This window comes from Streptomyces sp. P9(2023) (genome assembly GCF_032436795.1).
Taxonomy (GTDB): Bacteria; Actinomycetota; Actinomycetes; order Streptomycetales; family Streptomycetaceae; genus Streptomyces.
Genome location: NZ_JAUPWM010000010.1, coordinates 1 through 25,261, shown reverse-complemented (window position 1 = coordinate 25,261; position 25,261 = coordinate 1). Strand labels below are relative to the sequence as shown.

General features: G+C 71.7%; 23 protein-coding genes. 13 read left to right on the top strand and 10 right to left on the bottom strand.

All coding sequences use genetic code 11. The annotated features are described in order from the left end of the window. Window positions 1-138 precede the first annotated feature (138 nt). From Q5762_RS16495 to Q5762_RS16485, 3 genes are all read left to right on the top strand, one after another. Window positions 139-990 (top strand): helix-turn-helix transcriptional regulator, encoded by an 852-nt coding sequence (locus tag Q5762_RS16495; RefSeq protein WP_315892864.1) that lies wholly within the window; start codon window positions 139-141, stop codon window positions 988-990. Window positions 991-1,000: 10 nt separating this feature from the next. Further along, window positions 1,001-1,216 (top strand): hypothetical protein, encoded by a 216-nt coding sequence (locus Q5762_RS16490; RefSeq protein WP_315892863.1) that lies wholly within the window; start codon window positions 1,001-1,003, stop codon window positions 1,214-1,216. Between the two features lie 205 nt (window positions 1,217-1,421). Then, entirely contained in the window at window positions 1,422-2,396 is a 975-nt protein-coding gene (locus Q5762_RS16485; protein WP_315892862.1) for an acyl-ACP desaturase, read from the top strand. 70 nt (window positions 2,397-2,466) lie between these two features. Here Q5762_RS16485 and Q5762_RS16480 read toward each other — a convergent pair whose 3' ends face one another. The 4 genes from Q5762_RS16480 to ligD all read right to left on the bottom strand — a co-directional run bounded on the left by Q5762_RS16480 (window position 2,467) and on the right by ligD (window position 5,784). After that, window positions 2,467-2,748, bottom strand: a complete 282-nt coding sequence (locus Q5762_RS16480) for a WhiB family transcriptional regulator (RefSeq protein ID WP_315892861.1) — start codon at window positions 2,746-2,748, stop codon at window positions 2,467-2,469. A 104-nt stretch (window positions 2,749-2,852) separates the two neighbouring features. After that, window positions 2,853-3,656, bottom strand: coding sequence for a VOC family protein (locus Q5762_RS16475; protein ID WP_315892860.1), 804 nt, complete (start codon window positions 3,654-3,656; stop codon window positions 2,853-2,855). Window positions 3,657-3,733: 77 nt separating this feature from the next. Next, a complete protein-coding gene (locus Q5762_RS16470) occupies window positions 3,734-4,501 on the bottom strand; it encodes a class I SAM-dependent methyltransferase (protein ID WP_315892859.1) in 768 nt (255 codons plus the stop codon). Between the two features lie 260 nt (window positions 4,502-4,761). Then, a complete protein-coding gene (gene ligD / locus Q5762_RS16465) occupies window positions 4,762-5,784 on the bottom strand; it encodes a non-homologous end-joining DNA ligase (RefSeq protein WP_315892858.1) in 1,023 nt (340 codons plus the stop codon). A 52-nt stretch (window positions 5,785-5,836) separates the two neighbouring features. Between ligD and Q5762_RS16460 the strand changes: the two genes are divergently transcribed. After that, window positions 5,837-6,895 carry an ATP-dependent DNA ligase gene (locus Q5762_RS16460; RefSeq protein ID WP_315892857.1) on the top strand — a complete coding sequence of 353 codons (1,059 nt, stop codon included), beginning with the start codon at window positions 5,837-5,839 and terminating at the stop codon, window positions 6,893-6,895. Between the two features lie 33 nt (window positions 6,896-6,928). On the opposite strand, the gene Q5762_RS16455 is transcribed toward Q5762_RS16460, so the two are convergent. Beyond that, window positions 6,929-8,842, bottom strand: coding sequence for an AMP-dependent synthetase/ligase (locus Q5762_RS16455; protein ID WP_315892856.1), 1,914 nt, complete (start codon window positions 8,840-8,842; stop codon window positions 6,929-6,931). 505 nt (window positions 8,843-9,347) lie between these two features. On the opposite strand from Q5762_RS16455, the gene Q5762_RS16450 reads away from it, so the two are divergent. Both Q5762_RS16450 and Q5762_RS16445 read left to right on the top strand, forming a co-directional pair. Continuing rightward, window positions 9,348-9,545 carry a hypothetical protein gene (locus Q5762_RS16450; RefSeq protein WP_399495184.1) on the top strand — a complete coding sequence of 66 codons (198 nt, stop codon included), beginning with the start codon at window positions 9,348-9,350 and terminating at the stop codon, window positions 9,543-9,545. A 174-nt stretch (window positions 9,546-9,719) separates the two neighbouring features. Beyond that, window positions 9,720-11,807, top strand: a complete 2,088-nt coding sequence (locus Q5762_RS16445) for an MDR family MFS transporter (RefSeq protein WP_315892855.1) — start codon at window positions 9,720-9,722, stop codon at window positions 11,805-11,807. Between the two features lie 80 nt (window positions 11,808-11,887). On the opposite strand, the gene Q5762_RS16440 is transcribed toward Q5762_RS16445, so the two are convergent. Next, window positions 11,888-12,340: a YchJ family protein gene (locus Q5762_RS16440; RefSeq protein WP_315892854.1), complete on the bottom strand. Its 453-nt coding sequence runs from the start codon at window positions 12,338-12,340 to the stop codon at window positions 11,888-11,890. 214 nt (window positions 12,341-12,554) lie between these two features. Here Q5762_RS16440 and Q5762_RS16435 point away from each other — a divergent pair, with 214 nt between their 5' ends. Beyond that, a complete protein-coding gene (locus Q5762_RS16435; protein ID WP_315892853.1) occupies window positions 12,555-14,351 on the top strand; it encodes an FAD-dependent oxidoreductase in 1,797 nt (598 codons plus the stop codon). 13 nt (window positions 14,352-14,364) lie between these two features. On the opposite strand, the gene Q5762_RS16430 is transcribed toward Q5762_RS16435, so the two are convergent. After that, window positions 14,365-14,751, bottom strand: a complete 387-nt coding sequence (locus tag Q5762_RS16430; protein ID WP_315892852.1) for a VOC family protein — start codon at window positions 14,749-14,751, stop codon at window positions 14,365-14,367. 17 nt (window positions 14,752-14,768) lie between these two features. Here Q5762_RS16430 and Q5762_RS16425 point away from each other — a divergent pair, with 17 nt between their 5' ends. Together Q5762_RS16425 and Q5762_RS16420 are read left to right on the top strand one after the other, a co-directional pair. Next, window positions 14,769-16,112 carry a 6-phospho-beta-glucosidase gene (locus Q5762_RS16425; protein ID WP_315892851.1) on the top strand — a complete coding sequence of 448 codons (1,344 nt, stop codon included), beginning with the start codon at window positions 14,769-14,771 and terminating at the stop codon, window positions 16,110-16,112. A 102-nt stretch (window positions 16,113-16,214) separates the two neighbouring features. Next, complete coding sequence (locus tag Q5762_RS16420) at window positions 16,215-18,143, top strand: M64 family metallopeptidase (RefSeq protein ID WP_315892850.1); 1,929 nt, start codon at window positions 16,215-16,217, stop codon at window positions 18,141-18,143. Between the two features lie 66 nt (window positions 18,144-18,209). Here Q5762_RS16420 and Q5762_RS16415 read toward each other — a convergent pair whose 3' ends face one another. The 3 genes from Q5762_RS16415 to Q5762_RS16405 all read right to left on the bottom strand — a co-directional run bounded on the left by Q5762_RS16415 (window position 18,210) and on the right by Q5762_RS16405 (window position 20,200). Then, on the bottom strand, window positions 18,210-19,022 hold the full coding sequence (locus Q5762_RS16415) for an SAM-dependent methyltransferase (protein ID WP_315892849.1): 813 nt from the start codon (window positions 19,020-19,022) through the stop codon (window positions 18,210-18,212). Window positions 19,023-19,099: 77 nt separating this feature from the next. After that, entirely contained in the window at window positions 19,100-19,336 is a 237-nt protein-coding gene (locus Q5762_RS16410; protein WP_315892848.1) for a DUF397 domain-containing protein, read from the bottom strand. Next, window positions 19,337-20,200: a helix-turn-helix transcriptional regulator gene (locus Q5762_RS16405; RefSeq protein ID WP_315892847.1), complete on the bottom strand. Its 864-nt coding sequence runs from the start codon at window positions 20,198-20,200 to the stop codon at window positions 19,337-19,339. A 256-nt stretch (window positions 20,201-20,456) separates the two neighbouring features. Here Q5762_RS16405 and Q5762_RS16400 point away from each other — a divergent pair, with 256 nt between their 5' ends. The 4 genes from Q5762_RS16400 to Q5762_RS16385 are packed head-to-tail and all read left to right on the top strand — an operon-like array spanning window position 20,457 to window position 25,111. Then, window positions 20,457-20,909, top strand: coding sequence for an ATP-binding protein (locus tag Q5762_RS16400; RefSeq protein WP_399495183.1), 453 nt, complete (start codon window positions 20,457-20,459; stop codon window positions 20,907-20,909). Window positions 20,910-20,914: 5 nt separating this feature from the next. Continuing rightward, window positions 20,915-21,379 (top strand): hypothetical protein, encoded by a 465-nt coding sequence (locus Q5762_RS16395; RefSeq protein WP_315893026.1) that lies wholly within the window; start codon window positions 20,915-20,917, stop codon window positions 21,377-21,379. Beyond that, entirely contained in the window at window positions 21,348-22,064 is a 717-nt protein-coding gene (locus tag Q5762_RS16390) for a class I SAM-dependent methyltransferase (RefSeq protein WP_315892845.1), read from the top strand. Before Q5762_RS16395 ends, Q5762_RS16390 begins: the two co-directional genes overlap by 32 nt. Before the next feature lie 53 nt (window positions 22,065-22,117). Next, the gene (locus Q5762_RS16385; protein WP_315892844.1) at window positions 22,118-25,111 is read left to right on the top strand and encodes a DEAD/DEAH box helicase; all 2,994 of its coding nucleotides are present in this window, start codon (window positions 22,118-22,120) and stop codon (window positions 25,109-25,111) included. Window positions 25,112-25,261 lie beyond the last annotated feature (150 nt).

Here is a 25,261-nt window from a genome sequence, read left to right as displayed (position 1 = left end):
GACTGACACTACCGACCGTAGTGTACGCCCGGAGCACGGTGCTACTACTTGCGGGTAGACGTGTTATTCCGGCCAAAATGCCGGCCACCACGGGCCGACCGCCGACCACGACGGGCCGGCCAGGAGGGAAGAGCGAGCGTGCCACCCAGGAGCACCCCGACCGCGCGCCAGCAGCGGCTCGGGAAGGAACTGCGCAAACTGCGCGAACAGTCGGGGATGTCGGCCCAGCAGGCCGCCGCCCTCCTGGGCGTCGACCGCACCCGTATCCCCAACATCGAGTCGGGCCGCTTCGGCATCAGCGCCGAGCGCGTGCGCACTCTCGCCTTCAACTACGGCTGCCCGGACACCGGCCTCGTCGACCTGCTCGCCGCGACGGCCCAGGAACGGGACCGGGGCTGGTGGGAGGAGCACCGCGGACTGCTGCCGCCCGGACTCATCGACATCGCCGAACTCGAGTTCCACGCCTCGGAGTTGCACACCGCCGTCACCACCCACATCCCCGGCCTCCTGCAGACCGAGGAGCACGCGCGGGCCGTCTTCGACACCGTCGACCCGCCGCTGCCGGGACCCGATCTCCAGGCGCGGGTGGCGCTGCGGCTGCGCCGCCAGGAGATCCTGGACCGGGACCGGCCCACGCTCTACGAGGCGGTGATCCACGAGGCCGCCCTGCGGATGCAGTTCGGCGGCCCGAAGGTGGCCAGGGCCCAGCTGGAGTACATGCTGGCGCGCTCGGAGCGGGACACGATCACGGTGCGCGTCATCCCGTTCACGGCCGGCGGCTTCCCCGGCGCGGGCCAGTCGTTCACCTATGCGGCGGCGCCCGTGCCCCAGCTCGACACCGTACAGCTGGACTCTTCCCACGGCTCGATCCTGCTCGACGCCGACATGCAACTCCGGCGCTATCGTGGCCTGTTGGAACGGCTCCGCGGACTCGCCCTGCCCGAACCCGAATCGCGCGCGTTCATCCACGCGCTCGCCCAGGAGCTCTGAAGGAACCCGTATGAACGTCATGAATCATGCCGCCCCCGAGAAGATCGCCTGGAACGTGGCCTTCTGCAGCGAGGGCGCGAACTGCTTCCGCTTCGGCCTCGACGACGCCGGCCGTGCCTACATCGGCTCGACCCTCGCGCCCGGCGAGTACGTGAGCGACTCGGTCGAGGCGCTGCGCGCACTGATCTCGGCCGTGAAGGCCGGGGAGGCCGACCATCTGCTCTGAGTAGCCATGATCACGACGCCCCCCAACGCCCGGGGTCGTGACCTGGCTCTCCGTACGCCCCCACCAGCTGCTCACATAACGGAACGTAACCGGACATCGCCGAGACGGGCTTGGCCGATGCCTTACAGAGCCTTAACCTACGGTTTCGTAACCTACGAATGCGTAGGTATTTTCCGTGCCCCCTTCTCCGTCCCCAGGAGTCCCCGTGACGCTCACCTCTCCCCACCTCGGCAGCTCGACAGGGTGGACCGACGCGCGGCTGCTCTACGCGCTGGAAGAGGTGGTGGAGAAGGAGCTGAACCGGCACCTCAAGGTCACCAAGGACTGGATGCCGCACGAGTACGTGCCGTGGTCCGACGGCCGGAACTTCCCGGGCTTCTTCGAGGACGGCGAGGCCTGGGACCCGTCCCAGTCCAAGGTCACCGAGGTCGGCAAGATCGCCCTCGTGGTCAACCTGCTGACCGAGGACAACCTGCCCAGCTACCACCACGAGATCGCCTCGCTCTTCGGCCGCGACGGCGCCTGGGGCACCTGGGTGCACCGCTGGACCGCCGAGGAGGGCCGCCACGGCATCGTCATGCGTGACTATCTGCTGGCCTCGCGCGCCGTGGACCCGGACAAGCTGGAGCAGTTCCGGATGGCGCACATGAGCGAGGGCTTCGAGTCCGACAACCGGCACTCGATGCTGCACTCGGTCGCGTACGTCGCCTTCCAGGAGCTGGCCACCCGCATCTCGCACCGGAACACCGGCCACCAGTCCGGCGACCCGGTCTGCGACCGGATGCTGGCGCGCATCGCCACCGACGAGAACCTGCACATGGTCTTCTACCGCAACCTGCTGGGCGCGGCCTTCGAGCTCGCCCCGGACCTGACCATGCAGGCCGTGCGGGACGTCGTCGTCAACTTCCGGATGCCCGGACACGGCATGCCGGGCTTCGAGCGGATGGCCGCGCAGATGGCGATCGGCGAGATCTACAACATGCGGATCCACCACGACGACGTGCTGCAGCCCGTGCTGCGCTTCCTCAAGGTGCTCCAGATCGACGGCCTCGGCCCGGAGGGCCTGAAGGCCCAGGACGAGCTGGGGATGTACATGAACGGCCTGGACAGCGAGGCGTCGAAGTTCGACGAGAAGCTGGCGGCCCGCAAGGCACGCATGGCGGCCCGCGCGGCGGGCTGACGCGCTGAGGTACCACTCAGGGGCGGGGCACTGCTCAAGGCCGCGGTACCGCGCAGGGGCGGGGTACCGCTCAGTGGCGGAGTCGGCGGCGGGGGCCTCCCGTGCTCTTCAGCCGCCCCCGCTCCTTCTCCGAGAGGCCGCCCCAGACCCCGAACCGCTCGTCGTTCTCGAGCGCGTACTGGAGACAGGCGACCCGCCCCTCGCACGCCCCGCACAACTGCTTGGCCTCGCGGGTCGAGGAGCCTGGAGCCGGGAAGAAGAATTCCGGCCCGGCCTGGGCGCACAGGGCGTTCTCCTGCCAGGACATGTCGGGGGCGGCCGGGGCGGTCATCACGGTGGTGTCGGTCTGCATGGCCGATACGTTGCCGGTCGGCCGTAAACAGTCCCTCAACGTTCGATCAATGCGGCGCGCCGGGTCATTTCCGCCCGGCGCGTACGGCCCGTACCGAACGGGACTCAGGCCGCTTCCTCTGGCGGAGTGCTGGTGATCACCGCGAACCGCGCGCCGAACGGGTCGGCGAGCTTCGCCATCCGGCCGACGGCCTCCATCTCCATCGCGGCGAGCCGCACCGTACCGCCGAGACGTTCGGCCGCCGCCACGGCCGCATCCGTGTCCGGCACCTCGAAGTAGACGAGCCAGGACGGGCCCTCGCCCGCCTCGACGGGGTCGAGGTCGAGCGGCACGACACCGCCGAACGTCGCCTCCTCGCCCTGTCCCGCCGGGTTCAGCATGATGTACGTGCCGGTGTTCCCCGGCATCGGCATGGTGGAGGTCTCCATGCCGAAGACCGAGCCGTAGAACGCGACGGCCGCGTCCACGTCCGGGGTGTAGAGCTCGGCCCAGGTCAGGGAGTTCGGGCCGTCGACGAGGTCGAGGCCCTTGTTCGCGCCCGGCTGCCAGGTGGCGAAGCCGGCGCCCGCGGGGTCGGCGAAGAGCGCCATGCGGCCGAGGTCGAAGACGTCCATCGGCTCGGACAGGACCGTGCCGCCGGCCGCCCGCACCGCCTTGGCCGTGGCCTCGGCGTCGGGCGACTGGAAGTACACGGTCCAGGCGGGCGGGCCGCCCTCCCCGGGGGCGATGCTCATGCCACCGGCGACGGTCTCGCCGCCGGAGCGGAACATCCCGTACCCGCCGGCCTCGGGACCCGCGGAGACGAAGTCCCAGCCGAAGACACCCTGGTAGAAGGCGGCCGCCCGGTCGATGTCCGGGGTGCCGAGGTCGATCCAGTTCGGGGATCCGGTGACGTAACGCGTGCGCATGGCACCGCTCCTTCGGGGTTCCCCCGGTCTCGGGCGTACGTCTCCGAGTCTCCCCCGGATGAGGGGCCCTCGCGCGGTCAGCTCGTGAGCGTGCCCGGATCGGCGTCGGGGTCGGTGTCCGGGCGACGGAAGAGGGCCGTCCAGAGGAACGACTCGCCGAAGTGCGGGGAGTCGGCCGGCTCGTCCCGCATCCGGCGCAGCTCGACCTCCGTCAGCTCCGCGAAGATCCAGCGCAGCGAGTCCGCGGTGTAGGCGAGCCCGCCGTGCAGGCGCGCATCGCGGTAGAACGCGGCGTCGGGCAGCTCCGAGCCCATACCGCCGGACGCGAAACACGTCAGGGCGAGGTGCCCGCCGGGCGCGAGGAGCCGGTCGAGCAGGGCGAGGTAGCTGACCCTGCGGTGCGGCGGCAGGTGGTGGAAGCACCCCGAGTCGCAGATCAGGTCGTACGGCCCGGTGAGCGCGCTCCCGGCGAGTTCGAAGGCGTCCCCGTGGTGGAACCGCACCTCCGCGCCGGCCTCCGCCGCCCGCTGCCGCGCCCAGTCGAGCGCCTCGTCTGAGAGGTCCACGGCGTCCACCTCGAACCCGAGGGACGCCAGGTACAGGGCGTTGCGCCCGGGGCCGCAGCCCAGGTCGAGGACCCGGCCGGGGGCCACCGGTCCGCGTTCGACGTACGAGACAAGGCTTTCGTCCGGCTTCGCGACGAAGAACGGCACGTCCTTGGAGCGGTCGCCGTAGAAGCCGTTCCACCAGCCGGCCCCGTCGGCGGTCCAGCGGTCGTACTCCGGTGCGAAGAGTCCGTCGAGCAGCTTCAGCACATCGTCGACGTCACGTATGTTCCGGTCCATCCGGCACCCCTTTCCCGATGCCCGAACGCTAGGCGAGTTCGAGGTGAAAGCCCAGCTCAGGAGGGGTTTGGGGCGAGTCGGGAAAGGTCCTGTACGGCCGTTGGCACGGGGCGGGCGCGGGGGCTGGTCGACCCACCCGTGCCCCCCGTGTACGCGTGCCGACACCCCCGCCGGGAGCCGTCAGGACCCCTTCTCGCGTGGCCGCCGGCCAGGTTCTTCGAGCCGATCGCGTCGGTCGCCAGTCCGCCGTCAGTCGGTCGTCAGTCGGTCGTCTTCTTCGCCCTGCTCGGCTGGACCCGCTTCGGTTCGCCCGGCATCTTCGGGTACTCGGGCGGGTACGGCAGGTCGCCGAGGCCGTGTTCCGCCTCGTCGCGGCGGGCCAGTTCCAGCAGGCTCTCCAGGCTGAACCGGTGGTCGTCCATGTCGGCGTGGACGTCGCCCACCTCCGCGTACCGGGCCGGCATGGTCTTGATGTCGAAGTCCCGGGGCGTGGCGTCGTCGATCTCGTCCCAGTTCAGCGGCGCGGAGACGGGGGCGTGCGGACGGGGGCGTACGGAGTACGCGGAGGCGATCGTGCGGTCGCGGGCGGTCTGGTTGTAGTCGACGAAGATCCGCTCGCCGCGCTCCTCCTTCCACCACTTGATGGTCACCCGGTCCGGCATCCGGCGCTCCAGCTCCCGGCCGCAGGCGATGGCCGCGCGACGGACCTGGGTGAAGGTCCATCGCGGTTCGATCGGCACGAAGACGTGCAGGCCGCGCCCGCCCGAGGTCTTGGGCCAGCCGCGCAGTCCGTGCTCGTCCAGGACGGCGTGCAGCTCGTGCGCGGCGCGGACGGCGTCGGTGTAGTCGGTCCCGGGCTGGGGGTCGAGGTCGATGCGCAGCTCGTCGGGGTGGTCGGTGTCCTCGCGCCGTACCGGCCAGGGGTGGAAGGTGACCGCGCCGAGGTTGGCCGCCCACAGGACGGCCGCGGGCTCGGTCGGGCACATCTCGTCGGCGGACCGGCCGCTGGGGAAGGTGATGTGCGCGGTCGGGATCCAGTCAGGGAGGTACTTGGGGGCGCGCTTCTGGAAGAAGGACTCGCCCGTCACCCCGTCGGGGTAGCGCTCCAGGGTCGTCGGCCGGTCGCGCAGGGCGCGGGTGATGCCGTCGCCGACGGCGAGGTAGTAGCTGACCATGTCGAGCTTGGTGTAGCCGGGTTCGGGGAAGTACACCTTCTCCGGATTGGAGACGCGTACGGTCCGCTCTCCGACTTCCAGTTCGACCGCTGCCGCCTTGCTCGCCATGCGTGTCAGCGTAGGGCTCGCCGACACTCCCCGCATACCGGACAATCAGTCCATGGATCTCCCGGTGATGCCGCCCGTGAAGCCGATGCTGGCCAAGTCCGTGAAGAAGATTCCGCCGGGCATGCAGTACGAGGCCAAGTGGGACGGCTTCCGCGCCATCGTGCACCGGGACGGGGGCGAGCTGGTCATCGGCAGTCGTACGGGCAAGCCGCTGACCCGCTACTTCCCCGAGCTGGTCGACGCCCTGCTCCGCCGGCTGCCCCGGCGCTGCGTGGTCGACGGCGAGATCGTGATCGAACACGACGGGCGGCTGGACTTCGACCGGCTCTCCGAGCGCATCCACCCGGCCGACTCGCGGGTGCGGATGCTGGCCGAGAAGACCCCGGCCCGGTTCATCGCCTTCGACCTGCTCGCCCTCGGCGACGAGTCGCTGCTCGAAACGCCCCTCACCGATCGGCGGGCCGCCCTGGAGGAGGCCCTGCACGGGGTCGACGCCCCGGTCCATCTGGCGCCCGCGACGACGGATCCGGAGGTCGCGGCGCGCTGGTTCGAGCAGTACGAGGGGGCGGGCCTGGACGGGGTGATCGCCAAGCCGCTGGATCTGCCGTACCGGCCCGACGAACGGCTGATGTACAAGGTCAAGCACGAGCGGACGGCCGACGTGGTGGTGGCCGGCTACCGCTTCCACAAGAGCGGCCCGGTCGTCGGCTCGCTGCTGCTCGGGCTGTACGACGACGGCGGCACCCTCCAGCACGTCGGGGTCTGCGCCGCCTTCACCGCCAAGCGCCGCGAGGAGCTGATCGCCGAGCTGGAGCCGCTGCGGATGGACCCGCCCGTCGGACACCCGTGGGCGGCCTGGGCCGACGAGGCCGCGCACATGGGGGCCCGGCTGCCGGGTGCGCCGAGCCGCTGGTCGGGGAAGAAGGACCTGTCGTGGGTGGCGCTGCGGCCGGAGCGGGTGTGCGAGGTGGGGTACGACCACATGGAGGGCGACCGGTTCCGGCACACGGCACAGTTCAAGCGGTGGCGGCCGGACCGGGCCCCGGAGTCCTGTGGCTACGGGCAGTTGGAGGAGCCGGTGTCGTACGACCTGTCCGAGGTGCTGGCGTAGCGGCCCGGGCACGGCCCGGCCCGGACACGGCCGTCAGCGGTACAGGGCGTCGATCTCCGTGCCGTACGCCGCCATGACCGCGTGCCGCTTCACCTTGAGGGACGGGGTGAGCATGCCGTTCTCCTCGCTGAACTCCCCCGGCACGACACGGAACCGGCGGATCGACTCGGCCCGGGAGACGGCCCGGTTGGCGTGGTCGACGGCCTTCTGGATGTCGGCGAGCAGCTCCGGGTCCTCGGCGAGCGCGGCAACGGGCGTGTCCGCCGGGCGTTTACGGACGGCCAGCCAGTGCTGGATCGCCTCGGGGTCGAGGGTGACGAGCGCTGCTATGTACGGGCGGTTGTCGCCGACGACCAGGCACTGACCGACCGGCGGGCGGCTGCGCAGCCGGTCCTCCAGGACGGCCGGGGAGACGTTCTTGCCGCCCGAGGTGACCAGGATGTCCTTCTTGCGGCCGGTGATGACGAGATGGCCCTCCTCGTCGAGGGCGCCGAGGTCGCCGGTGGCGAACCAGCCGTCCCGTAGCACCTCCGCGGTCGCCTCGGGGTTGTTCCAGTAGGCGCTGAAGACGATCGGGCCCTTGAGGAGGACCTCGCCGTCGTCGGCGATCCGGACGGCTGTGCCGGGCACGGGCCGGCCGACGGTGCCGGGTCGTGGTGCCAGGGGCGGGGTGACGGTCGCGGCCGCACTGGTCTCGGTGAGGCCGTAGCCCTCGTAGACGAGGACACCGGCGGCGTAGAAGAAGTGGCTGAGGGCGCCGTCGAGCGGGGAGCCGCCGCTGATGGCGTACCGCAGGTTCCCGCCGAGCTCCTTGCGGATGCGCCGGTAGACGAGCGCGTCGTAGAGGGCGTGGGCGGCTCTCAGCCCGGCGCCGGGGCGGGGTCCTGCGCCGAGGACATGGCCCAGGGAGGCCTCGCCGTAGCGGACGGCGATGGCGTCGGCGCGGTCGAAGGAGGCGCCGCGGCCGAGCTTCTCGGCGGTGGCCCGGCCGGTGTCGTGGATCTTCTCGAAGAGGTAGGGCACGCCGACGACGAACGTCGGCCTGAACCGGCGGAGTTCCGGGCGGAGTTCGTCGGGTTTGATGCTGGGGAACTGGCCGATCTCGATGCGCGCCATGAGACAGGCGATCTGGATGACGCGGCCGAGGATGTGGGCGAGGGGCAGGAAGAGCAGGGTCGAGGCCGGTTGCCCGGTCACCGCCTTGAAGACCGGATGGAGCAGTTCGACGGTGGCGTGCGCCTCGGCGTGCAGGTTGCCGTGGGTGAGGGCGCAGCCCTTGGGGCGGCCGGTGGTCCCGGACGTGTAGCAGAGGGTCGCGACGGTGTCAGGGGTGAGCGCGGCGCGGCGCGCGGCCGGGACCGCGTCGGCGATCTCCGCCCCGAGAACGGCGAGTTCGGCCAGGCCTCCGGAGTCGGTCTGCCAGGTCCGGACTGGTTCGGGGAGCGTGGCGGCGGCCTCGGCCACGACGGCGGTGTGCTCGGCGCTCTCGGTGACGACGTGCCGGGCGCCGGAATCCCGCAGGATCCAGCCGACCTGGTCGGGCGACGAGGTGGGGTAGACGGGGACGGTCTGCCCGCCGGCCGACCAGATGGCGAAGTCGAGCACGGCCCAGGCGTATCCGGTACGTGCCATCAGCCCGACCCGCGCGCCGGGTTCGACGCCGGCCGCGATCAGCCCCTTCGCCACGGCCAGCACGTCCCCGGCGAACTCGGCTGCGGTGACGGGCCGCCAGTTCCCGTGCTCCTGACGGCGGATGACGATCGACCCGGGGTCCTCGGCCGCGTGGACGAAGGGGATGTCGGCCGGCGTTCCGGAGGGCGGCGGCCCGGTCGGCGGAGCCGTGTGCGCCTCGCGGACGACACCGTCCTCCCGCACGAGCCGGACGGGGAAGCGGTCGCGCAGCTCGGGGCGGCTCCTCGCCTGCTTCAAGTCCTTGCGTACGCCCATGGCGGGGCTCCTGTTCGCGGCGGTGCGGACGGGGACGAGCGGGACCTCCGGACTTACCGACCAGTCAACTTACCCACACGTAACCAGATTTCAACCTTCCGCACACGGTCTCCTCCGGCGAGGTTTCCGTCGACCGGCCCGTGCCGCCGGGAGTGAGATGCTTCACATCCACATGCGGGCTCCCGAGTCTCCGTTCGGCGAACAACCGAGCGAGTCCGGAGGCGGCTCGGGGAGGAAGATCGGCCCGCGCGGCGCGCACCTGCAGGAACACCGTCGGGGCGGTCGGGCCGCGGCCCGAGAGCGCGCCCGGACCGTCCGCACGCCCCGCCGAAGGGGCCCGGGGCCGTTGCCCCACGGAGACATCCCCGTCTCCGAACCCGGAACCCCATCCTGTACGTATGAGAGAGGGAGACCCCACACCCATACCCGTACCCACAAGGACTGACCCGTGATCACCTCGCCCTCGCCCCTCGTACCCGTCCCGATCCCCGATCGTGTGGCCGCCATGATCGGGTCCTGCCTGCCGCTGCACGTGCTGCAGGCGGAGGTCGACGCCGACTGCGCGGCGCGCGAGGTGCTGAGGTTCCGGGGGCCGCTCTGCGCGGAGGACCGGGCGGACCGCGAGCACGCGCTGGCCGCGCTGGCCCGGGCGAACAAGATCCTCGCCAAGCACCACCCGCTGCTTCCGGTGACCCCGCGCTAGCGGTCGGCGCGCGGGCGTTGGGCCGTTCGGGGTGCCACCGGGCGCGCGCAGGGCCGTTCGGGGTGCCGTCCCGTCCGGCCCCCGCGCTGACCCGTTCGGGGTGCCGCCCCGGCGCCGCACCGGTTCGGGCGTCCCCCGCATGCGGGCGGGGCCGCCCGGTGTGAGGCTGCGAGGGTGACCACCACCAGCGAAGCCGTCCCAGCGCCCCCGGCCGCCGAGCCGCCCGTGCTCGACAGCCGCCGCCGCAACATCGTCTTCGGCACGATCATGCTCGGCGTGCTGCTCGCGGCGCTGGACCAGACGATCGTCGGCACCGCCCTGCCGACCATCGTCTCGGACCTCGGCGGCGCCGCCCACATGTCCTGGGTGGTCACCGCCTATCTGCTGGCGGAGACGGTCGCCACCGTCCTGGTCGGCAAGTTCGGTGACCTGTTCGGCCGCAAGGTGATCTTCCAGATCTCCGCGATCGTCTTCATCACCGGCTCGTTCCTCTGCGGCCTCGCCGGCAACATGACGCTCCTGATCCTCTGGCGCGGCCTGCAGGGCATCGGCGCCGGCGGGCTGATGGTCACCTCGATGGCGCTGATCGCCGATGTGATCCCGCTGCGCGACCGCGGCAAGTACCAGGGCGCGATCGGCGCCGTCTTCGGCGTCTCCACCGTCATCGGGCCGCTGCTCGGCGGGCTGTTCACCGACCATCTGAGCTGGCGCTGGGCGTTCTACGTGAACGTCCCCATCGCGATCCTGGTCGTCATCGCCGCCGCCCGCACCATCCCGTCCGTACGGTCCGCGAGCAAGCCGATCATCGACTACGCGGGCATCGCGCTGGTCGCCGCCGGGTCCAGCGCCCTGATCCTGGCGACCAGTTGGGGCGGGAACGAGTACGCCTGGGGCTCCGCGGTCATCATCGGCCTCTTCGCCGGCGGACTGATCGCGCTCGCGCTCTTCTGCTGGGTGGAGACCCGGGCCGCCGAACCGATGCTGCCCATGCGGCTGTTCGCCAATCCGGTCTTCACCGTCTGTTCCGTGCTGAGCTTCGTGGTCGGCTTCGCGATGCTCGGCTCGATGACCTTCCTGCCGTCGTACCTCCAGTACGTCGACGGCGACTCGGCCACGATCTCCGGCATCCGTACGCTCCCCATGGTGATCGGTCTGCTGATCGCCTCGATCTACAGCGGCAACGTGGTCAGCAAGACCGGAACCTACCGGATCTTCCCCATCGTGGGCTGTCTGGTGATGGGCGTCGGCCTCTTCCTGCTGTCCCTCATGGACACCGAGACCAGTGCCTGGCTGGAGTCGCTGTACATGTTCGTGCTCGGCGCCGGCATCGGGCTGTGCATGCAGGTGCTCACGATCGCCGTGCAGAACACCGTGGACTACGCCGACCTCGGCACCGCCACCTCGGGCGTCACCTTCTTCCGTACGCTCGGCAGCTCCTTCGGCACGGCGGTCTTCGGCACGATCTACGCCAACTCCCTGAAGCCGAACCTGGCCGAGGGCGTCGGCGAGGCGGCCGCCATCGCCGGGCCGGGCCTGCAGCCGTCGGCCATCGCCGAGGCCGCGACGAGCCCGGCCGGGGTCCACGGGCTGCCGGACGACGTGGCGGCGCCGATCGTCCAGGCGTACGCGGACACCCTGCACACGGTCTTCCTCTGGACGGTGCCGGTCGCGGCGATCGGCTTCGTCGTCGCGCTCTTCCTCAAGGAGGTCCCGCTCCGGGACACCGCCCGCGCCTCGGCGCCCGACATGGGTGAGGGCTTCGCGTCGCCGACGTCCTCGGGCGACTCGGCCAAGCTGCTCGAACTCTCCGTCGGCAGGATCCTGCGCAAGACGGACCTGGACACCGCGCGCCGGATCGTCGCCAACTCCGACACCCGGCTCGACACGGCGGGCGCGTGGGCGGTGATGCAGGTGGAGCTCTTCACCCGGACGGTCGGGCACGCCAGCCTCGGCCTGATCTCGGCCGGCCGGCGGGTCCCCCCGGAGGTCCTGCTGCCGGTCTTCGAGCGGATGGTCGACGAGGGGTTCCTGACCCGGGACGGCAACCTCCTCTCGCACACCCAGGCGGGGCGGCGGGAGGCCGAGGTGATCACGCACGCCTGGGGGGACTGGCTCAGCGACCGGGTCGAGCGGGAGACCGGCCGGCCCAGCGGGCCGGAGCTGCGGGCGGCGACGGACGCCATCACGAAGAAGCTGATCGCGGAGGACCTGGCGCAGGGGATGCCGCGGGGGCGGCGGGAGCAGGTCGGCGTCGCGTCGTAGTCGGTCCTCGTCGTGGTCGGTCCTCGTCGTGGTCGGTCCTCGTCGTGGTCGGTCCTCGTCGTGGTCGGTCCTCGTCTTAGTCAGTCCTCGTCGATGAAATCGCCGTCGACGTACACCCAGGCGCCGTCGTGGCGCCGGAACCGGCTGCGCTCGTGGAGGGAGCCCTGCTCGCCCGCGTGGGTGTAGCGGGCGACGAAGGTGACGGTCCCGGACTGGTGGAAGGCGGTCCCGTCGGTCGTCTCGCGGATCTCCAGGCCCGCCCAGCGCATCGACGGGTCGAAGTCGACCTCGGCGGGGCGGGTCTCCGGGGCCCAGGTCCGCAGCAGATACGCCGCGTCGCGCACGACGAAGGCGCTGTAGCGGGAGCGCATGAGGAGTTCGGCGGTGGGCGCGGTGGCGGGGCCCGCGTGGAAGCGTCCACAGCACTCGCCGTACGGAGCGGCCAGGCCGCAGGGGCAGGGCGAGGACTCGGTCACGGCGGGCGCGGGAGACGTGGCGGGGCGCCGCTTGGGGCGGGTGGTGCGTCGGGGCATGACGTCATTGTCCCTGGTGCGGGACGGGTGGGATCGGTTGTACGGGAGAGGCGGGTTCGCTCGTGCGGGAAGGGCGGGATCGCCTGTACGGGAGGGGCGGGATCGCGCCATGTGTGCCGGGTGGCCCGTACGGCACTTCCGGGAGCCGATCGACGCCCTTATGCTCCTGCGCCGGACGTGACCGTTACCGCCGGTAAGGCAAAGGGGCTGGGGCATGAACCGTACGGGCACCTCGCGACGCACCTTCGTCACCACGGCCGCCGCCGTCACCGCGGCGACCGCCGCGGCAGGCGTCGGAGCCGTACCGGCCCACGCGGCCGCCACGACCGGCCGCGCCGAGCAGGCCGCACCACCGGCCGTCGCCGTCCTCGGCGGCGGCGTCGCCGGACTGACCGCAGCCCACGAGCTGGCCGAACGCGGCTTCCGCGTCACCGTCTACGAGCGCCGGGCGCTCGGCGGCAAGGCCCGCTCGATGGACGTGCCCGACAGCGCCAGGGGCGGCCGACGCGCGCTCCCGGCCGAGCACGGCTTCCGCTTCATCCCCGGGATCTATCACAACCTCCCCGACACGATGCGGCGCATCCCGTTCCCCGGGAACGCCAACGGCGTCTGGGACAACCTCGTCGCACCGGCCGAGATGTCCTTCGCCCGCACCGGCCGCGAGGACCTGCGCATCCCGCTCCCCTGGCCGGGCCACAAGCCCGCCGAGCTCACCCTCGACGAGATCCGCCGCGCCCTGACCGCTCTGCTGGAGACCGCGCGCTCGATCCCGCTCCACGAGGCCGCGTACTTCGTCAACCGGTTCCTGGTCTTCCTCACCAGCTGCGACGAGCGCCGCGACCGGACCTGGGAGGCCACGCCCTGGTGGGAGTTCCTGCGGGCCGACCGGATGAGCTACGACTACCAGCGCATCCTCGCCGTCGGCCTCACCCGGAACATCGTGGCCACCAAGGCCGAGGAGGCCAGCACCCGTACCGTCGCCACGCTGCTTGAGGCGTTCGCCTTCAACGCCCTCGGCCGGGGCGCCGACGGACCGCTCGACCGCATCCTCGACCTGCCGACGAACGAGGCGTGGATCGACCCGTGGGTCGACCATCTGACCGGCCTCGGCGTGGAGTTCAAGGTCGGCTGGACGGTGCGCGAGATGGCGTACGACGCGGCCGCCGGACGGATCTCCGCGGCCGTGATCGAGGACCCGGACGGCGTACGGCGTTCGGTCACCGCCGACCACTACGTCTCCGCCATGCCGGTGGAGCACGCCCGGCGGACCTGGGGCGCCGCGCTGAGGGCGGCCGATCCCCAGCTGGCCCGGTGCGACAAGCTGGAGACGGACTGGATGACGGGCATCCAGTTCTATCTGACCGAGCGGGCGCCGCTGCTCGCCGGGCACGCCAACCTCATCGACTCCCCCTGGTCCCTCACCTGCATCCAGCAGGCGCACCACTGGCCGACGCGGAACTTCCCGGCCGACTACGGCGACGGGTCGGTCGTGGACTGTCTGTCGGTGGACGTCTCGGAGTGGGACCGGCCCGGGATCCTGTACGGCAAGACGGCCAAGCAGTGCACCCGTACGGAAGTGGCGCGCGAGGTGTGGGCGCAGCTGAAGGCCGGCTTCAACGACACGGGCCGTACGGTCCTGAAGGACGGCGCCCTGCACTCCTGGTTCCTGGACCCGGGGGTGGACGGCCTCGGCACCCCGAACCCGACCAACGACGACCAGCTCCTCATCCACCCGGTCGGCACCTTCCACAACCGGCCCCAGGCGGCCACCCGGATCCCGAACTTCTATCTGGCCGGTGACTACGTGGCCGTCGACATCGACCTGGCCACGATGGAGGGCGCCAACGCCTCCGCCCGGCAGGCCGTCAACGCGCTGCTCGACCGTACGGGCTCGACGGCCGCGCGCTGCACGGTCCAGCCGCTGTTCCGCGCGCCCGAGCTGGAGGCCCTCAAGCGCCACGACCGAGCGCGCTTCCGGCTCGGCCTGCGCAACGCGCTCGACGTGGGGTGAGTGGAGGGGTGGCTCAGGGGCGGTAGCGGAGGGGATGGTTCTCGGGGACCTCGACGACGGCGATCTCGACGCCGTCGGGGTCCGCGATCCACATCTCGACCAGCCCCCAGGGCTCGGTCACCGGCTCGCGCAGGATCTCCACGGCCTTGTCGAGCAGCTCGGCGTACACCGCGCGCACGTCCGCCACCTGGAGCCAGAGGCGCAGTTGTGGCGCGGGCTCGCGCGTGGGGGCCCGCCCGGAGACCTCCAGGTATCCGCCGCCCAGGAAGTAGACGGTGCCCCGGTCGGGGCCGGTGCCGAACTCGCGGTACACCGTGAGCCCGAGGGTCTCGCCGTAGAAGGCGCGGGAGCGTTCGGGGTCGGCCGGCCGGAGCAGGATCCGGCTGCTCAGTACGTGCATCCCAGTAGCGTACGGGCATGAAACTGACGATTCTCGGCGGCGGCGGATTCCGGGTGCCGCTGGTGTACGGCGCCCTGCTCGGCGATCACGCCGAGGGCAGGGTCACCCACGTGACCCTCCACGACCTCGACGGCGGACGGCTCTCGGCGATCGCCCGGGTCCTCACGGAGCAGGGCGCGGGCGTCCCGGACGCCCCGGTGGTGACGGCGACGACGGATCTGGACGAGGCGCTGCGCGGTGCGGACTTCGTCTTCTCGGCGATCCGGGTCGGCGGTCTGGCGGGCCGGGCCGCCGACGAGCGGATCGCCCTCGCCGAAGGGGTCCTCGGTCAGGAGACGGTCGGCGCGGGCGGGATCGCGTACGGGCTGCGGACCGTACCGGTCGCGGTGCACATCGCCCGGCGGATCGCCGAACTCGCCCCGGACGCCTGGGTCATCAACTTCACCAACCCGGCGGGCCTGGTGACGGAGGCGATGTCGCGGGTGCTCGGCGACCGGGTCGTCGGCATCTGCGACTCCCCCGTCGGGCTCGGCCGCCGGGTCGCCCGGATCCTGGGCGCGAACCCGGACGAGGCGTGGATCGACTACGTCGGCCTCAATCACCTGGGCTGGCTGCGGGGCCTTCGGGTCGGCGGGCGGGACGAGCTGCCGCGGCTGCTCGCGGACGAGGAGGCGCTCGGCTCCTTCGAGGAGGGGCGGCTCTTCGGCCCGGAGTGGCTGCGCTCGCTGGGCGCGATCCCCAACGAGTACCTGCACTACTACTACTTCAACCGCGAGGCCGTCCACGCGTACCAGCAGGCGGAGCGGACGCGCGGCGCCTATCTGCGCGACCAACAGGCCGGTTTCTACCGGGAGATGGGCAGGCCGGACACGCCTCCGCTGGCCGCCTGGCGGCGTACGCTCGCCGACCGGGAGGCGACCTACATGGCCGCCAACCGGGAGGCGGCCGGGATCGGGGAGCGCGACGAGGAGGACCTGGAGTCGGGCGGGTACGAGAAGGTGGCCCTGGCGCTGATGCGGGCGATCGCCCGCAACGAACGGGCCACGCTCATCCTCAACGTCCGTAACGGCTCCACCCTTTCGGTCCTGGACGCGGACGCGGTGATCGAGGTGCCCTGCTTCGTGGACGCGGCGGGCGCGCATCCGGTCTCGGTGGCGCCGCTGCCGTACCACGCGGTGGGACTGGTGACGGCGGTCAAGGCCGTCGAGCGCGAGGTCCTCGCGGCGGCGGAGAGCGGGGCGCGGGCGACGGCGGTGAAGGCGTTCGCGCTGCATCCGCTGGTCGACTCGGTATCGGTGGCGCGTCGGCTGGTCGACGGCTACACCGCCGAGCATCCGGAACTTGCGTACCTGCGCCGCTGAATCGACGCCCGGACGACTGTCCGGGGAACATCTTTACGACACGCGGGGCGCGGCATACGCTCGCGCCCCATGAGCTCACCTGGCACACGCTTTCGAAGGGCGATGGCCCGTCTCACGACGGGCTGTCTGCTGACCGCGGGACTGGTCGGCGCCGGACCGGCGGTGGCCGAGTCCCCGGCACCCGCCGACCCCGTCCTCGCCGCCGCCGACCCCGTCCTCGCCGCCGACCCTCTTCTGGCCGCCGCGGACGTCGTCCCCGTCCAGCTCACCGGCCCGGCCGACAAGCGCTTCAACCTGGTGGTCCTCGGCGACGGCTACACGGCCGGGGAGCGGGCGGAGTTCCGGGCGGACGTCGACAAGCACCTGAGCGTGCTGTGGAGCATCGAGCCGTTCGCCTCGTACCGCTCGTACATCAACGTCTGGGCGGTGGAGGTCCCTTCGCCGGAGTCGGGCGTGGACTGCGATCCGGGGCTCGACGCGCCCCGCCGCGACACCCCGCTGGACATGGGCTTCTGGGGCGGCTGCAACCCGAACAGCGTGCAGCGGCTGCTGACCGTGGACAGCGCCAAGGCCGCCGCGCTGGCCGGCCTCGTCCCGGGCACGAGCCCCGCGAACCGCCAGATCGTGGCTCTCGCGAACAGCGCCACCTACGGCGGCGCGGGCGGCAGTTACGCGACCGCGTCCGGCGGCAACGCGCTCTCCTCACTGATCACCCCGCACGAGATAGGCCACTCGCTGGGCGGGCTCCAGGACGAGTACGACTACTACGCGCGCGGCGTCGCGGGCGGCGCGTACCAGGGGACGGAGCCGGCCTCGGCGCACCACACCCTCCTGTCCGAGGAGCAGATGCGGGAGCGGCGCGCCAAATGGTGGCGCTGGCTGGGCGAACCCAGCGAGGCCGGCGGGGTCATCGGCCGGCACGAGGGCGGTCTCTACAGCACGAAGGGCGTCTGGCGACCGAGCAAGCACTCGATCATGAAGACGCTCGGCTACGACTTCGACCAGGTCGAGCGCGAGGTGATGGTGGGCGCGATCTCGGCGAAGGTGAACCTGGTCCAGGACCACACTCCCAACTCGGCGCCGATCGGGGCCGATCGGACGGTCTGGGTGGACACGCTGCACCCGCTCGGTGGTGAACTCGACGTCGTCTGGCGGCTCGACGGCCGTCCGCTCAGGACCGGCAACGCGAGGACCGTCGACCTGCGCGCGCTGCGCCTCTCCCCCGGCGCCCACACGCTGACGGCGACGGTGAGCGACCCGACACCGTTCGTGCGGGACCCGGAGGTACGCGGCTCGGCGGCCCTCACCCGTACCGTGAGCTGGACCGTGGACCGGGCGCTGACCACCGGGGAGGGCGTCGCCGGGGCCGCGTTCACGGGCCACACCCCGACGACCTCTCCGGTCGGCGCGCGTTCGGTGGTCCACGCGGACACCACCCATCCGACGCGCCGCACCCTGGCCGTCCGGTGGCGGCTCGACGGCCGGCCGGTCGCGAATCCGGGCAACGACCGTGACCTGGACCTGCGTTCGCTGCGTCTCGCCCCGGGCACGCACAGCCTCACCGCCCGGATCCCGGGCACGGACGCCGAGTTGAGGTGGGCGGTGGACGCCCGGCCGGCGACGGCTTCGTACGAACTGTCCACGCCGCTGCGGACGGTGAACCGGCCCGGCAGGCCCGTCGAGTACGTCTACGACGGCCCGTTCACGATGAAGCTGTCGGCGGTCGACGACCAACCGGGTTCGGTGGTACGCCAGTTCCGGGTGGACGGTGACGGCTGGTACACGTACTACGGCTGGCCGACCGACGCCGAGGCGCCGTTCCGCTTCACCCCGGGCGGCACGGTCATCGACGACCTCGTCTACGGGAAGCTGGGCCGGAGCCGGGCGGTGCCCTGGGACGACGCCACACCGGACTACGGCACGCACACGGTCGAGTACCGGACGGTGGACGCGGCGGGAAACGTGGGGCCGGCGAAATCGTTCCTGGTGACGCTGGTCGAGCCGGGCGGGGCTGTCGGGCCGCAGGGCTGACGGGTGAGGCCCGCGGACCGTTCCTCGGTCCGCGGGCCTCGACGTGTGCGTACGGGAGGGGTCAGATCAGACCTTGCGGCCGACGGCGGCCCAGCCCGGGATCGGGTCGTCGCCCTGGACGGGGACGACCTCGCCGAGCTCCGGGTGCCACTCGGCGGTGAGCGAGACCCCGGGCTCCACGAGCTCCAGGCCGTCGAAGAACGCGGCCAGCTCGTCGCGCGAGCGCGGCCGCAGGGTCAGCCCCCGGGCCTTGTACATCGCGGTGGCCTTCGCCGCACCCTTCGGGTCGAAGTCCCCGGTGACGTGCGAGAGGACGAGGTAGCTGCCCGGGGCCAGCTGGTCGACGAGCTTGCGGACCAGCTCGTCCGCCCCGTCCTCGTCCCCGACGAAGTGCAGCAGGGCCAGCATCGACAGAGCGATGGGCCGGTCGAAATCAAGGACCTTCCCTGCTCTTTCGAGGATCGTCTCGGGGTCGCGGGCGTCCGCCTGGATGTACTCGGTGGCCCCTTCGGGGGTCGAGCGCAGCAGGGCGGCCGCGTGCGCGAGCACGATCGGGTCGTTGTCGCAGTAGACGATCCGCGACTCGGGCGCGGCCTGCTGGGCGATCTGGTGCAGGTTGGGCTCGGTCGGGATGCCGGTGCCGATGTCCAGGTACTGGCGGACGCCGTTGGCGCTGAGCCAGCGGATGGCGCGGTGCATGAAGGCGCGGTTGACCCGGGCCATGTCCCGGCCTCGGGCGTCGAGGGTGAGGAGCTGCTTGGCCATCTCCTCGTCGACGGGGTAGTTGTCCTTGCCGCCCAGGAACCAGTCGTACATCCGCGCGGGGTGCGGCTTGCTGGTGTCGATCCGTACGGCTGCGGCTGCGGGGTCCTGGGTCATCGGGGCTCCTGGTCCGGGAGTGGAACTACTGGTACTGCAGCAAGAGTTACGCGACGGTAGGGGTGTGACGGAAGGGGTCAGGTGAGCAGAAAGTCGGCCTGACCGGATTTCGCTCCCTGGATGAACGCGGCGATCTCGCCGTGGGTGTAGATGAGCGCGGGTCCCTCAGGGTCTGCGGACTGTCGCACGGCGACTCTGCCGTCGGCCAGCTTCATGGCCTCCACGCAGTTGCCCCCGTTCCCGCCGCTCCACGGCTTGTGCCAGCCATCGACACCGAGATCCGCGGCGGGCATGCCGTTGTATATGCGATCCATTCACAGCTCCTTGCGGAGACCCCGGAGGATCTCCTTCGTGCGTTGTGCAGTCGCGGCCTGGGCCGCCATCCGGTCCATGACCTCGAGATGGGAGGCCACCTCCGGGCGCGCGTCGAGATAGACGGCACCGGTCAGGTACTCGCTGTAGACCATGTCCGGGAGTTCGGGCACGGCGAAGCGGAAGAGGACGAACGGTCCATAGGTGCCGGGGTGGTGGCCGGACGCGTACTCCGCGATCTGCAGGGTGACGTTCGGCAGCTCGGACGCTTCGAGCAGCCGGTCGAGCTGGTCGCGCATCACTTCGGGCCCGTCGCCGACCGGTCGGCGGAAGACCGTCTCGTCCATGATCACCCAGAACCGCGGGGCGTCCTCCCTGGTCAGCAGGGACTGGCGCTCCATCCGCAGGGCTACATGACGTTCGATCTCCTCGGCACAGCTGCCACCGACCGCCCCGCTGCGCAGAATGGCGCGGGCGTACCCCTCGGTCTGCAACAGACCGGGGACGAACTGCGGTTCGTACGCACGGATGAGGCTGGCGGCCCCCTCCAGGCTGACGTACATGGAGAACCAGCCGGGCAGCACGTCGTGGAACCGCTGCCACCAGCCGGGCAGGTTGGCCTCCTCGGCCAGGGCGACGAACGCCTCGGCCTCGGATTCGTTGATGCCGTACGCCTGGAGCAGGAGCTGTACGTACGGAATCTTCAGCGCGACTTCCGCGGTCTCCATGCGGCGGATGGTGGCCGGCGCGACACGGAGGACCTTGGCGGCCTCCTCCCGCTTCAGGCCGGCCCGCTCGCGCAGATCCTGCAGACGTCTACCGAGAACGACCTGTCCCACCGTGGGGGCGGACCGCGGCTCGCTCACTCTCAGACCTCCCCGACGCGCTGTTTGGCTTGAGTGTGCCACGAACCTAGCCAGAGAGAACACAGCACTCTGCAATTTTCAGAGTGCCACTTGCCAAGTGTCCGCGTCGGGAGCAAAGTATTCCGGTGAACCAGTACGCGCTGCTGCCGCGCGCCGCCACGGGGGTCGTCGTACGGCACTGCTTACCCACTGTTGTGAGGAACCGGTCGTGGCTTCTGGTAACGCGCTTCCCTCAGGCCTCATGAGCCACCGCGTCATGCAGCAGCGCCCACGCACCGATGCCCACCGCCACGACCTGCACCGCCACGACGTCCGCAGGTTCGCCTTCGAGCTCCCCGCCCGCACCGCGTCGGTCTCGCGGGCCCGCAGACTGGCGGAGGAGCGGCTCATCCTCTGGGGCTGCGCCCCGGACATACGCGACACGGTGACGCTGATCGTCTCCGAGCTGGTCACCAACGCGGTCGTGCACACCGCGAGCGGCCATGTCGTCTGCGAACTGCGCGAGGGGGAAGAGCAGTTGCGGATAGCGGTACGGGACGAAGGCGGCGCGGCCGACCCGCGGATCAGGGACTGCGGCGAGGAGGAGCGCGGGCGCGGCCTGGTGCTCGTGGAGGCTCTGAGCAGCGCGTGGGGAGCGGACAGTACGGGACACGGCACGGCCAGAGTCGTCTGGGCCGAACTGGCCCACGGCATGGGGCACACGTGCTGAGGTCGATGGCGACCCTGCTGACGCCGAGGTCGCGCAGGACGCCGGGCGCGGGTGGCCCGGCCGATGCGGGCTCGACGCGGCTCGTCGTCCCGCCGGGCTTCCGTACGAACCTGGGCTGCGACGCGGTCGGCGTTCCGGCGCGCTACGGATTCCGCATCCTGTCCCGGCTGCCCGCCAAGGGCTGTGTCTACGCGGACACGGACTGGTGGTGGTGGCTGGTCCCGACGGGCTCGGACCTGGACCTGATCTGGCCGCTGCCGTCCTGCTACGCGCCCGGGGCGGAGATCCCGGACCGCCGCCCCAGACTGATCCACCACCCCGACGGAACATCGCCGTACACGCCACCCATCCCCCTCTATCTGCTGTGCTGCCAACTGACGGGCACCGCGCCGTCCTGGAACCTGATCCCGGCGCAGGGGGACGGCGTACTGTCGGAGCATGTTCACCCCTCAGGGCCCGACCGTCCGTGAGCTGACCGTCCAGGCGCTCTCCTCGGTGGAGCACGGGTACGACCTGCTGGCGGGGAAGTTCGACGCGACGCCGTTCCGTACCCCGGACCGGGTCCTTTCGGCGGTGACGGAGGCCCTGCGCCCGCTGGGCCCGTTCGACACGGGCCTCGACGTCTGCTGCGGCACGGGAGCGGGCCTCTCCGTCCTCCGCTCGCTGTGCGCGGGCCGGGTCACGGGCGTCGACTTCAGCGCGGGAATGCTGGCGGAGGCCCGCCGGGCCCACCCCAAGGCGACCTTGATCCGAGCGAACGCCCTGGCGCTGGGGTTCGCGCCCACCTTCGACCTGGCGGTCAGCTTCGGCGCCTTCGGCCACTTCCGCCCGAAGGACCAGCTCACCCTCTTCCGCCAGATCCACACCTCCCTCCGCCCGGGCGGCCTCCTCGCCTTCCCCCTCCCGGCCCCACCCCGCGTCGGCTCCCTCCCGTACTGGACCCTCCTGGGCTTCGACACGACGATGCGCCTACGCAACGCGATCTGGCGCCCACCCTTCGTCATGTACTACCGCACCTTCCGCCTGCCGGACGTACGGGCCCGGCTGACACGGGCGGGCTTCGACGTGAAGACGACGGCGATCGACGCCCTGGGCAGCCGGACGGACGGCAGCCCGGCGTGCCGGCTGATGGTGGCCCGGAAACAGCCCGTGTGACCTTGGCCCGAAACGGCTGGCGGGTGCGGATCCAGGAGTGCCAGAGTCGCCCCATGGACGGGGAAATGACCATGGACGCGACCGTCGCCGGGCTGCTGCGGCAGCGTTGGGGGGTGACGCTCACCGGGACGATCCTCCCGCGCTTCGCCGAACCGGGGTGGAGTTACGACGAGGAGGTACCGAGCGCCTGCCCCACCTGCGCGACTCGCCTGCACGCGCTGCGCCGACCGTACGAGTCGGCGGGCCGCGTCTACCGGTACGTGGCACTTGTCTGCCCCGGCTGCCCGGCCGCGTACACCCTTGCCGACCTGGGGCTGAAGACCTACGCCCAGCTGACCGCCGCGAACGGCCGCGGCGCTTCCGACGTCTCGTCCCGCGGCGGGTCCGCTACGACGGTGGTGGTCGTACCCGCGGCCCGGTCGCCTCGCCCCGCCTGGCCCGGAGACCTCCCGCCCCTGGGCGAGCCCGAACAGCGCGCCCTCCTGTGGTGCAAGGTGACAGACCCGGCCTGGCGGCCTCCCGAGGACGCGGTCGCCGCCGCCGACGATGTCCGGGTGATCCTTCCGGCGGGCGCCGCCTTCGATCCCCTGCGTGACCGTCTCACCGCGCTCGGGCTACCTTTCCGCTCGGCCGCGTACTGGGTGGAGGCCGAACAGGTCGGAACCGTGGGCGACATGGGCGGCCGAACCGACCTGGTGGCGCACCCCACCCGCACCACGGGAGCAACGGCGGCACCGGTCGCCGGACCCGGCGCCCATGCCGCCCGCGACTCCTTCGCGGCACAGTGGGACGCACTGGAGGAGCCCCCGGAGGCCGCACGCGAAGGCGAGGGCGGCTCCGCGGCCGAATCCGCCGCGTACACACCCGTCACGGAGCTCGTCCCCAGCGACTGGGCCGCGCTACTGCCGCACCCCACCTTCAATCCGGCGCAGTCGGCCGCCGTCCCCGAAGTAATGCGCGACGACACGCACCTGCTCGTCGTGGCCCCGACAGGGGCGGGCAAGACGCCCATCGGCATGGTCGCCGCACTCAAGGCGCACGCCGCGGGGCGCAAGGCGGCGTGGCTGGTCCCCCAGCGCTCGCTCACGGACGAACTCGACCGCGAACTGGCCCTGTGGCGCGACCACGGCCTCAGCGTCGTGCGTCTGACCGGCGAGTTCGCCGTCGACGCCGAGCAGATCCGCACGGCCGACCTCTGGGTGGCCACCACCGAGAAGTTCGAGTCCATCTGTCGCGCCGGCTCACTGCGCGACGCGCTCGCCGAGGTCAGCTGCCTGGTGGTCGACGAGATCCATCTGCTCGGCGACCCGAGCCGCGGCGCGTTGCTCGAAGCCCTGCTCACCCGCGTACGGGAGGACACCGCCGGCGTACGCATCGTCGGGCTCTCGGCCACCGCCGCGAACGCCGACGCGGTCGCCGACTGGCTCGGTGCCCGCCTCGTCCGTACCCCTTGGCGCCCCACCCGGCTCACCTGGCAGCTCCCGGTGCTGCCCACCGCGGACGCCCCGGACTGGAACGCGCGCGCGGCGGTGCGCACGCAGGCCGCGGTGAGCCTGACGCGTTCCGTGAGCGAGGACGGGGGCAGTGTCCTCGTCTTCTGCGGCAGCAAACGACGGGTACGGGCGACGGCGCTCGCCCTCGCGGCGGACCGGGGCGTCCCGACGGCCAGGGTGGACGCCGACGACGCGGAGGCCGTCGAGCGGCTCTGCACCAAAGCGGGCGTACGGCTCCACTACCGCGACTGGCCCTTCAAGCGCGAGGCGGAACAGGCGTTCCGGAGCCGTGAGGCCGACGTACTCGTGGCGACCTCGACCGTCGCGGCCGGGGTGAACCTGCCCGCCCGGGCCGTGATCGTCAGCGACACCACCATCGGCCTGGACCGCATGGAGGTCTCGATGGTCCAGCAGATGTTCGGCCGGGCGGGCCGGGTGGGCGCGGGCGAGCGGGAGGGCTGGGCCTTCCTCCTGACCGACGAGACGGACCGGTCCGAGTGGCAGGCCCGGCTGGCGGCCGGCTACACCGTGACGTCCCGCCTTGACGACCGGCTACCCGACCATCTCCTCGCGGAGGCGGTGCAGGGCCGGTTGTCCTCACTGGCCGACGCGGAGGAGTGGTGGGGCCGCTCCTTCGCCATGCACCAGGGGCACGACTCCGTCGACCCGGTCCACGAGGCGGCCGGTTTCCTGCTCACCTCGGGTCACCTCCATGGCCGGGGAGAGGGACGCTGGGAGCCCACCGCACTGGGGAAGCTGACGAGTCGTTTCATGGTCGACACGGACCCCGCCCACGCCCTGGCGGAGGCGCTGCGCCGAGCACCTGTCCCCGAGTCGCCGGAAGACGCCGAGGACGTGCTGGCGGCGTTGCTCAGCATCCACCTGCCCGTACTCGAAGAGGCTCCTTTCACCGACCGAGCGCGCCGGGCCCTCCTACAGGCGCTGCGGGGCGGCGGGCGTGCCGACGCCGAGCCGGTGGACGAGCCGGCCGACGAGGAGGCGAAGCCTGTCGCCGGAGATCTCGCCCGAGCGGTGCTCCTTCTCGTCGCTCACAGCCCCCACCTCTTCCGCGGCCGCTCGGGCTATGTCCTCGGCATCCCCGTGGAGAGCATGACCAACGTTCTGGAGGAGGCCCGCCGCTACCTCGCGTGGCTCGGCGCGCAGGGCCCGCTCGACGCGGTGCACCCCTGGATCGGCGTCGTCGCGTCCGACCTCGCCCAGCGCATCCGCTGGCGCGCCCTCGGCCCGACGCGCGGCGCGGGCCGTCTGCTGTGGATGTGCGAACGCATGGCCACGCCACCGCTCGCCCCTCACCTGGTCCCCCGTCTGTGGCGCGCGGCCCGCGACCGTGGCATCACCTCCCCGGACTGGCCTGGCACCACACCACCCCGCGACTGCGCGCTTCCCCCCGACCAGTACCGTGCCCTCCTCGCCGAGCGCGCGACCCACACGACACCGGACCCGGAGGCGGAAGGCTGCGGCGCGGTGGTGTTCACGCGCGGGGACCGGATGGCCTCGGGCTGGCTTGCCGCGTACAACGCGATCGGCAACTGAGCGTCCTTTTAGGGCCGTTCACGTAATCGAAGATGCGTACGAACCGGCACGAATTCACGCCGGTCGCTTCCGGGCTTCCGGGCTTCCGGGCTTCCGGGCTTCCGGGCTTCCGGGCTTCCGGGCTTCCGGGCTTCCGGGCTTCCGGGCTTC

Bases quoted from the DNA above. Each gene is read 5' to 3' on its own strand.
- Q5762_RS16490 (WP_315892863.1), top strand. From the start codon at position 1,001: ATGAACGTCATGAATCATGCCGCCCCCGAGAAGATCGCCTGGAACGTG.
- Q5762_RS16480 (WP_315892861.1), bottom strand. From the start codon at position 2,748: ATGCAGACCGACACCACCGTGATGACCGCCCCGGCCGCCCCCGACATG.
- Q5762_RS16475 (WP_315892860.1), bottom strand. From the start codon at position 3,656: ATGCGCACGCGTTACGTCACCGGATCCCCGAACTGGATCGACCTCGGC.
- Q5762_RS16470 (WP_315892859.1), bottom strand. From the start codon at position 4,501: ATGGACCGGAACATACGTGACGTCGACGATGTGCTGAAGCTGCTCGAC.
- ligD (WP_315892858.1), bottom strand. From the start codon at position 5,784: ATGGCGAGCAAGGCGGCAGCGGTCGAACTGGAAGTCGGAGAGCGGACC.
- Q5762_RS16460 (WP_315892857.1), top strand. From the start codon at position 5,837: ATGGATCTCCCGGTGATGCCGCCCGTGAAGCCGATGCTGGCCAAGTCC.
- Q5762_RS16455 (WP_315892856.1), bottom strand. From the start codon at position 8,842: ATGGGCGTACGCAAGGACTTGAAGCAGGCGAGGAGCCGCCCCGAGCTG.
- Q5762_RS16450 (WP_399495184.1), top strand. From the start codon at position 9,348: ATGATCGGGTCCTGCCTGCCGCTGCACGTGCTGCAGGCGGAGGTCGAC.
- Q5762_RS16440 (WP_315892854.1), bottom strand. From the start codon at position 12,340: ATGCCCCGACGCACCACCCGCCCCAAGCGGCGCCCCGCCACGTCTCCC.
- Q5762_RS16435 (WP_315892853.1), top strand. From the start codon at position 12,555: ATGAACCGTACGGGCACCTCGCGACGCACCTTCGTCACCACGGCCGCC.
- Q5762_RS16430 (WP_315892852.1), bottom strand. From the start codon at position 14,751: ATGCACGTACTGAGCAGCCGGATCCTGCTCCGGCCGGCCGACCCCGAA.
- Q5762_RS16425 (WP_315892851.1), top strand. From the start codon at position 14,769: ATGAAACTGACGATTCTCGGCGGCGGCGGATTCCGGGTGCCGCTGGTG.
- Q5762_RS16420 (WP_315892850.1), top strand. From the start codon at position 16,215: ATGGCCCGTCTCACGACGGGCTGTCTGCTGACCGCGGGACTGGTCGGC.
- Q5762_RS16415 (WP_315892849.1), bottom strand. From the start codon at position 19,022: ATGACCCAGGACCCCGCAGCCGCAGCCGTACGGATCGACACCAGCAAG.
- Q5762_RS16410 (WP_315892848.1), bottom strand. From the start codon at position 19,336: ATGGATCGCATATACAACGGCATGCCCGCCGCGGATCTCGGTGTCGAT.
- Q5762_RS16400 (WP_399495183.1), top strand. From the start codon at position 20,457: ATGCAGCAGCGCCCACGCACCGATGCCCACCGCCACGACCTGCACCGC.
- Q5762_RS16395 (WP_315893026.1), top strand. From the start codon at position 20,915: ATGGCGACCCTGCTGACGCCGAGGTCGCGCAGGACGCCGGGCGCGGGT.
- Q5762_RS16390 (WP_315892845.1), top strand. From the start codon at position 21,348: ATGTTCACCCCTCAGGGCCCGACCGTCCGTGAGCTGACCGTCCAGGCG.
- Q5762_RS16385 (WP_315892844.1), top strand. From the start codon at position 22,118: ATGGACGGGGAAATGACCATGGACGCGACCGTCGCCGGGCTGCTGCGG.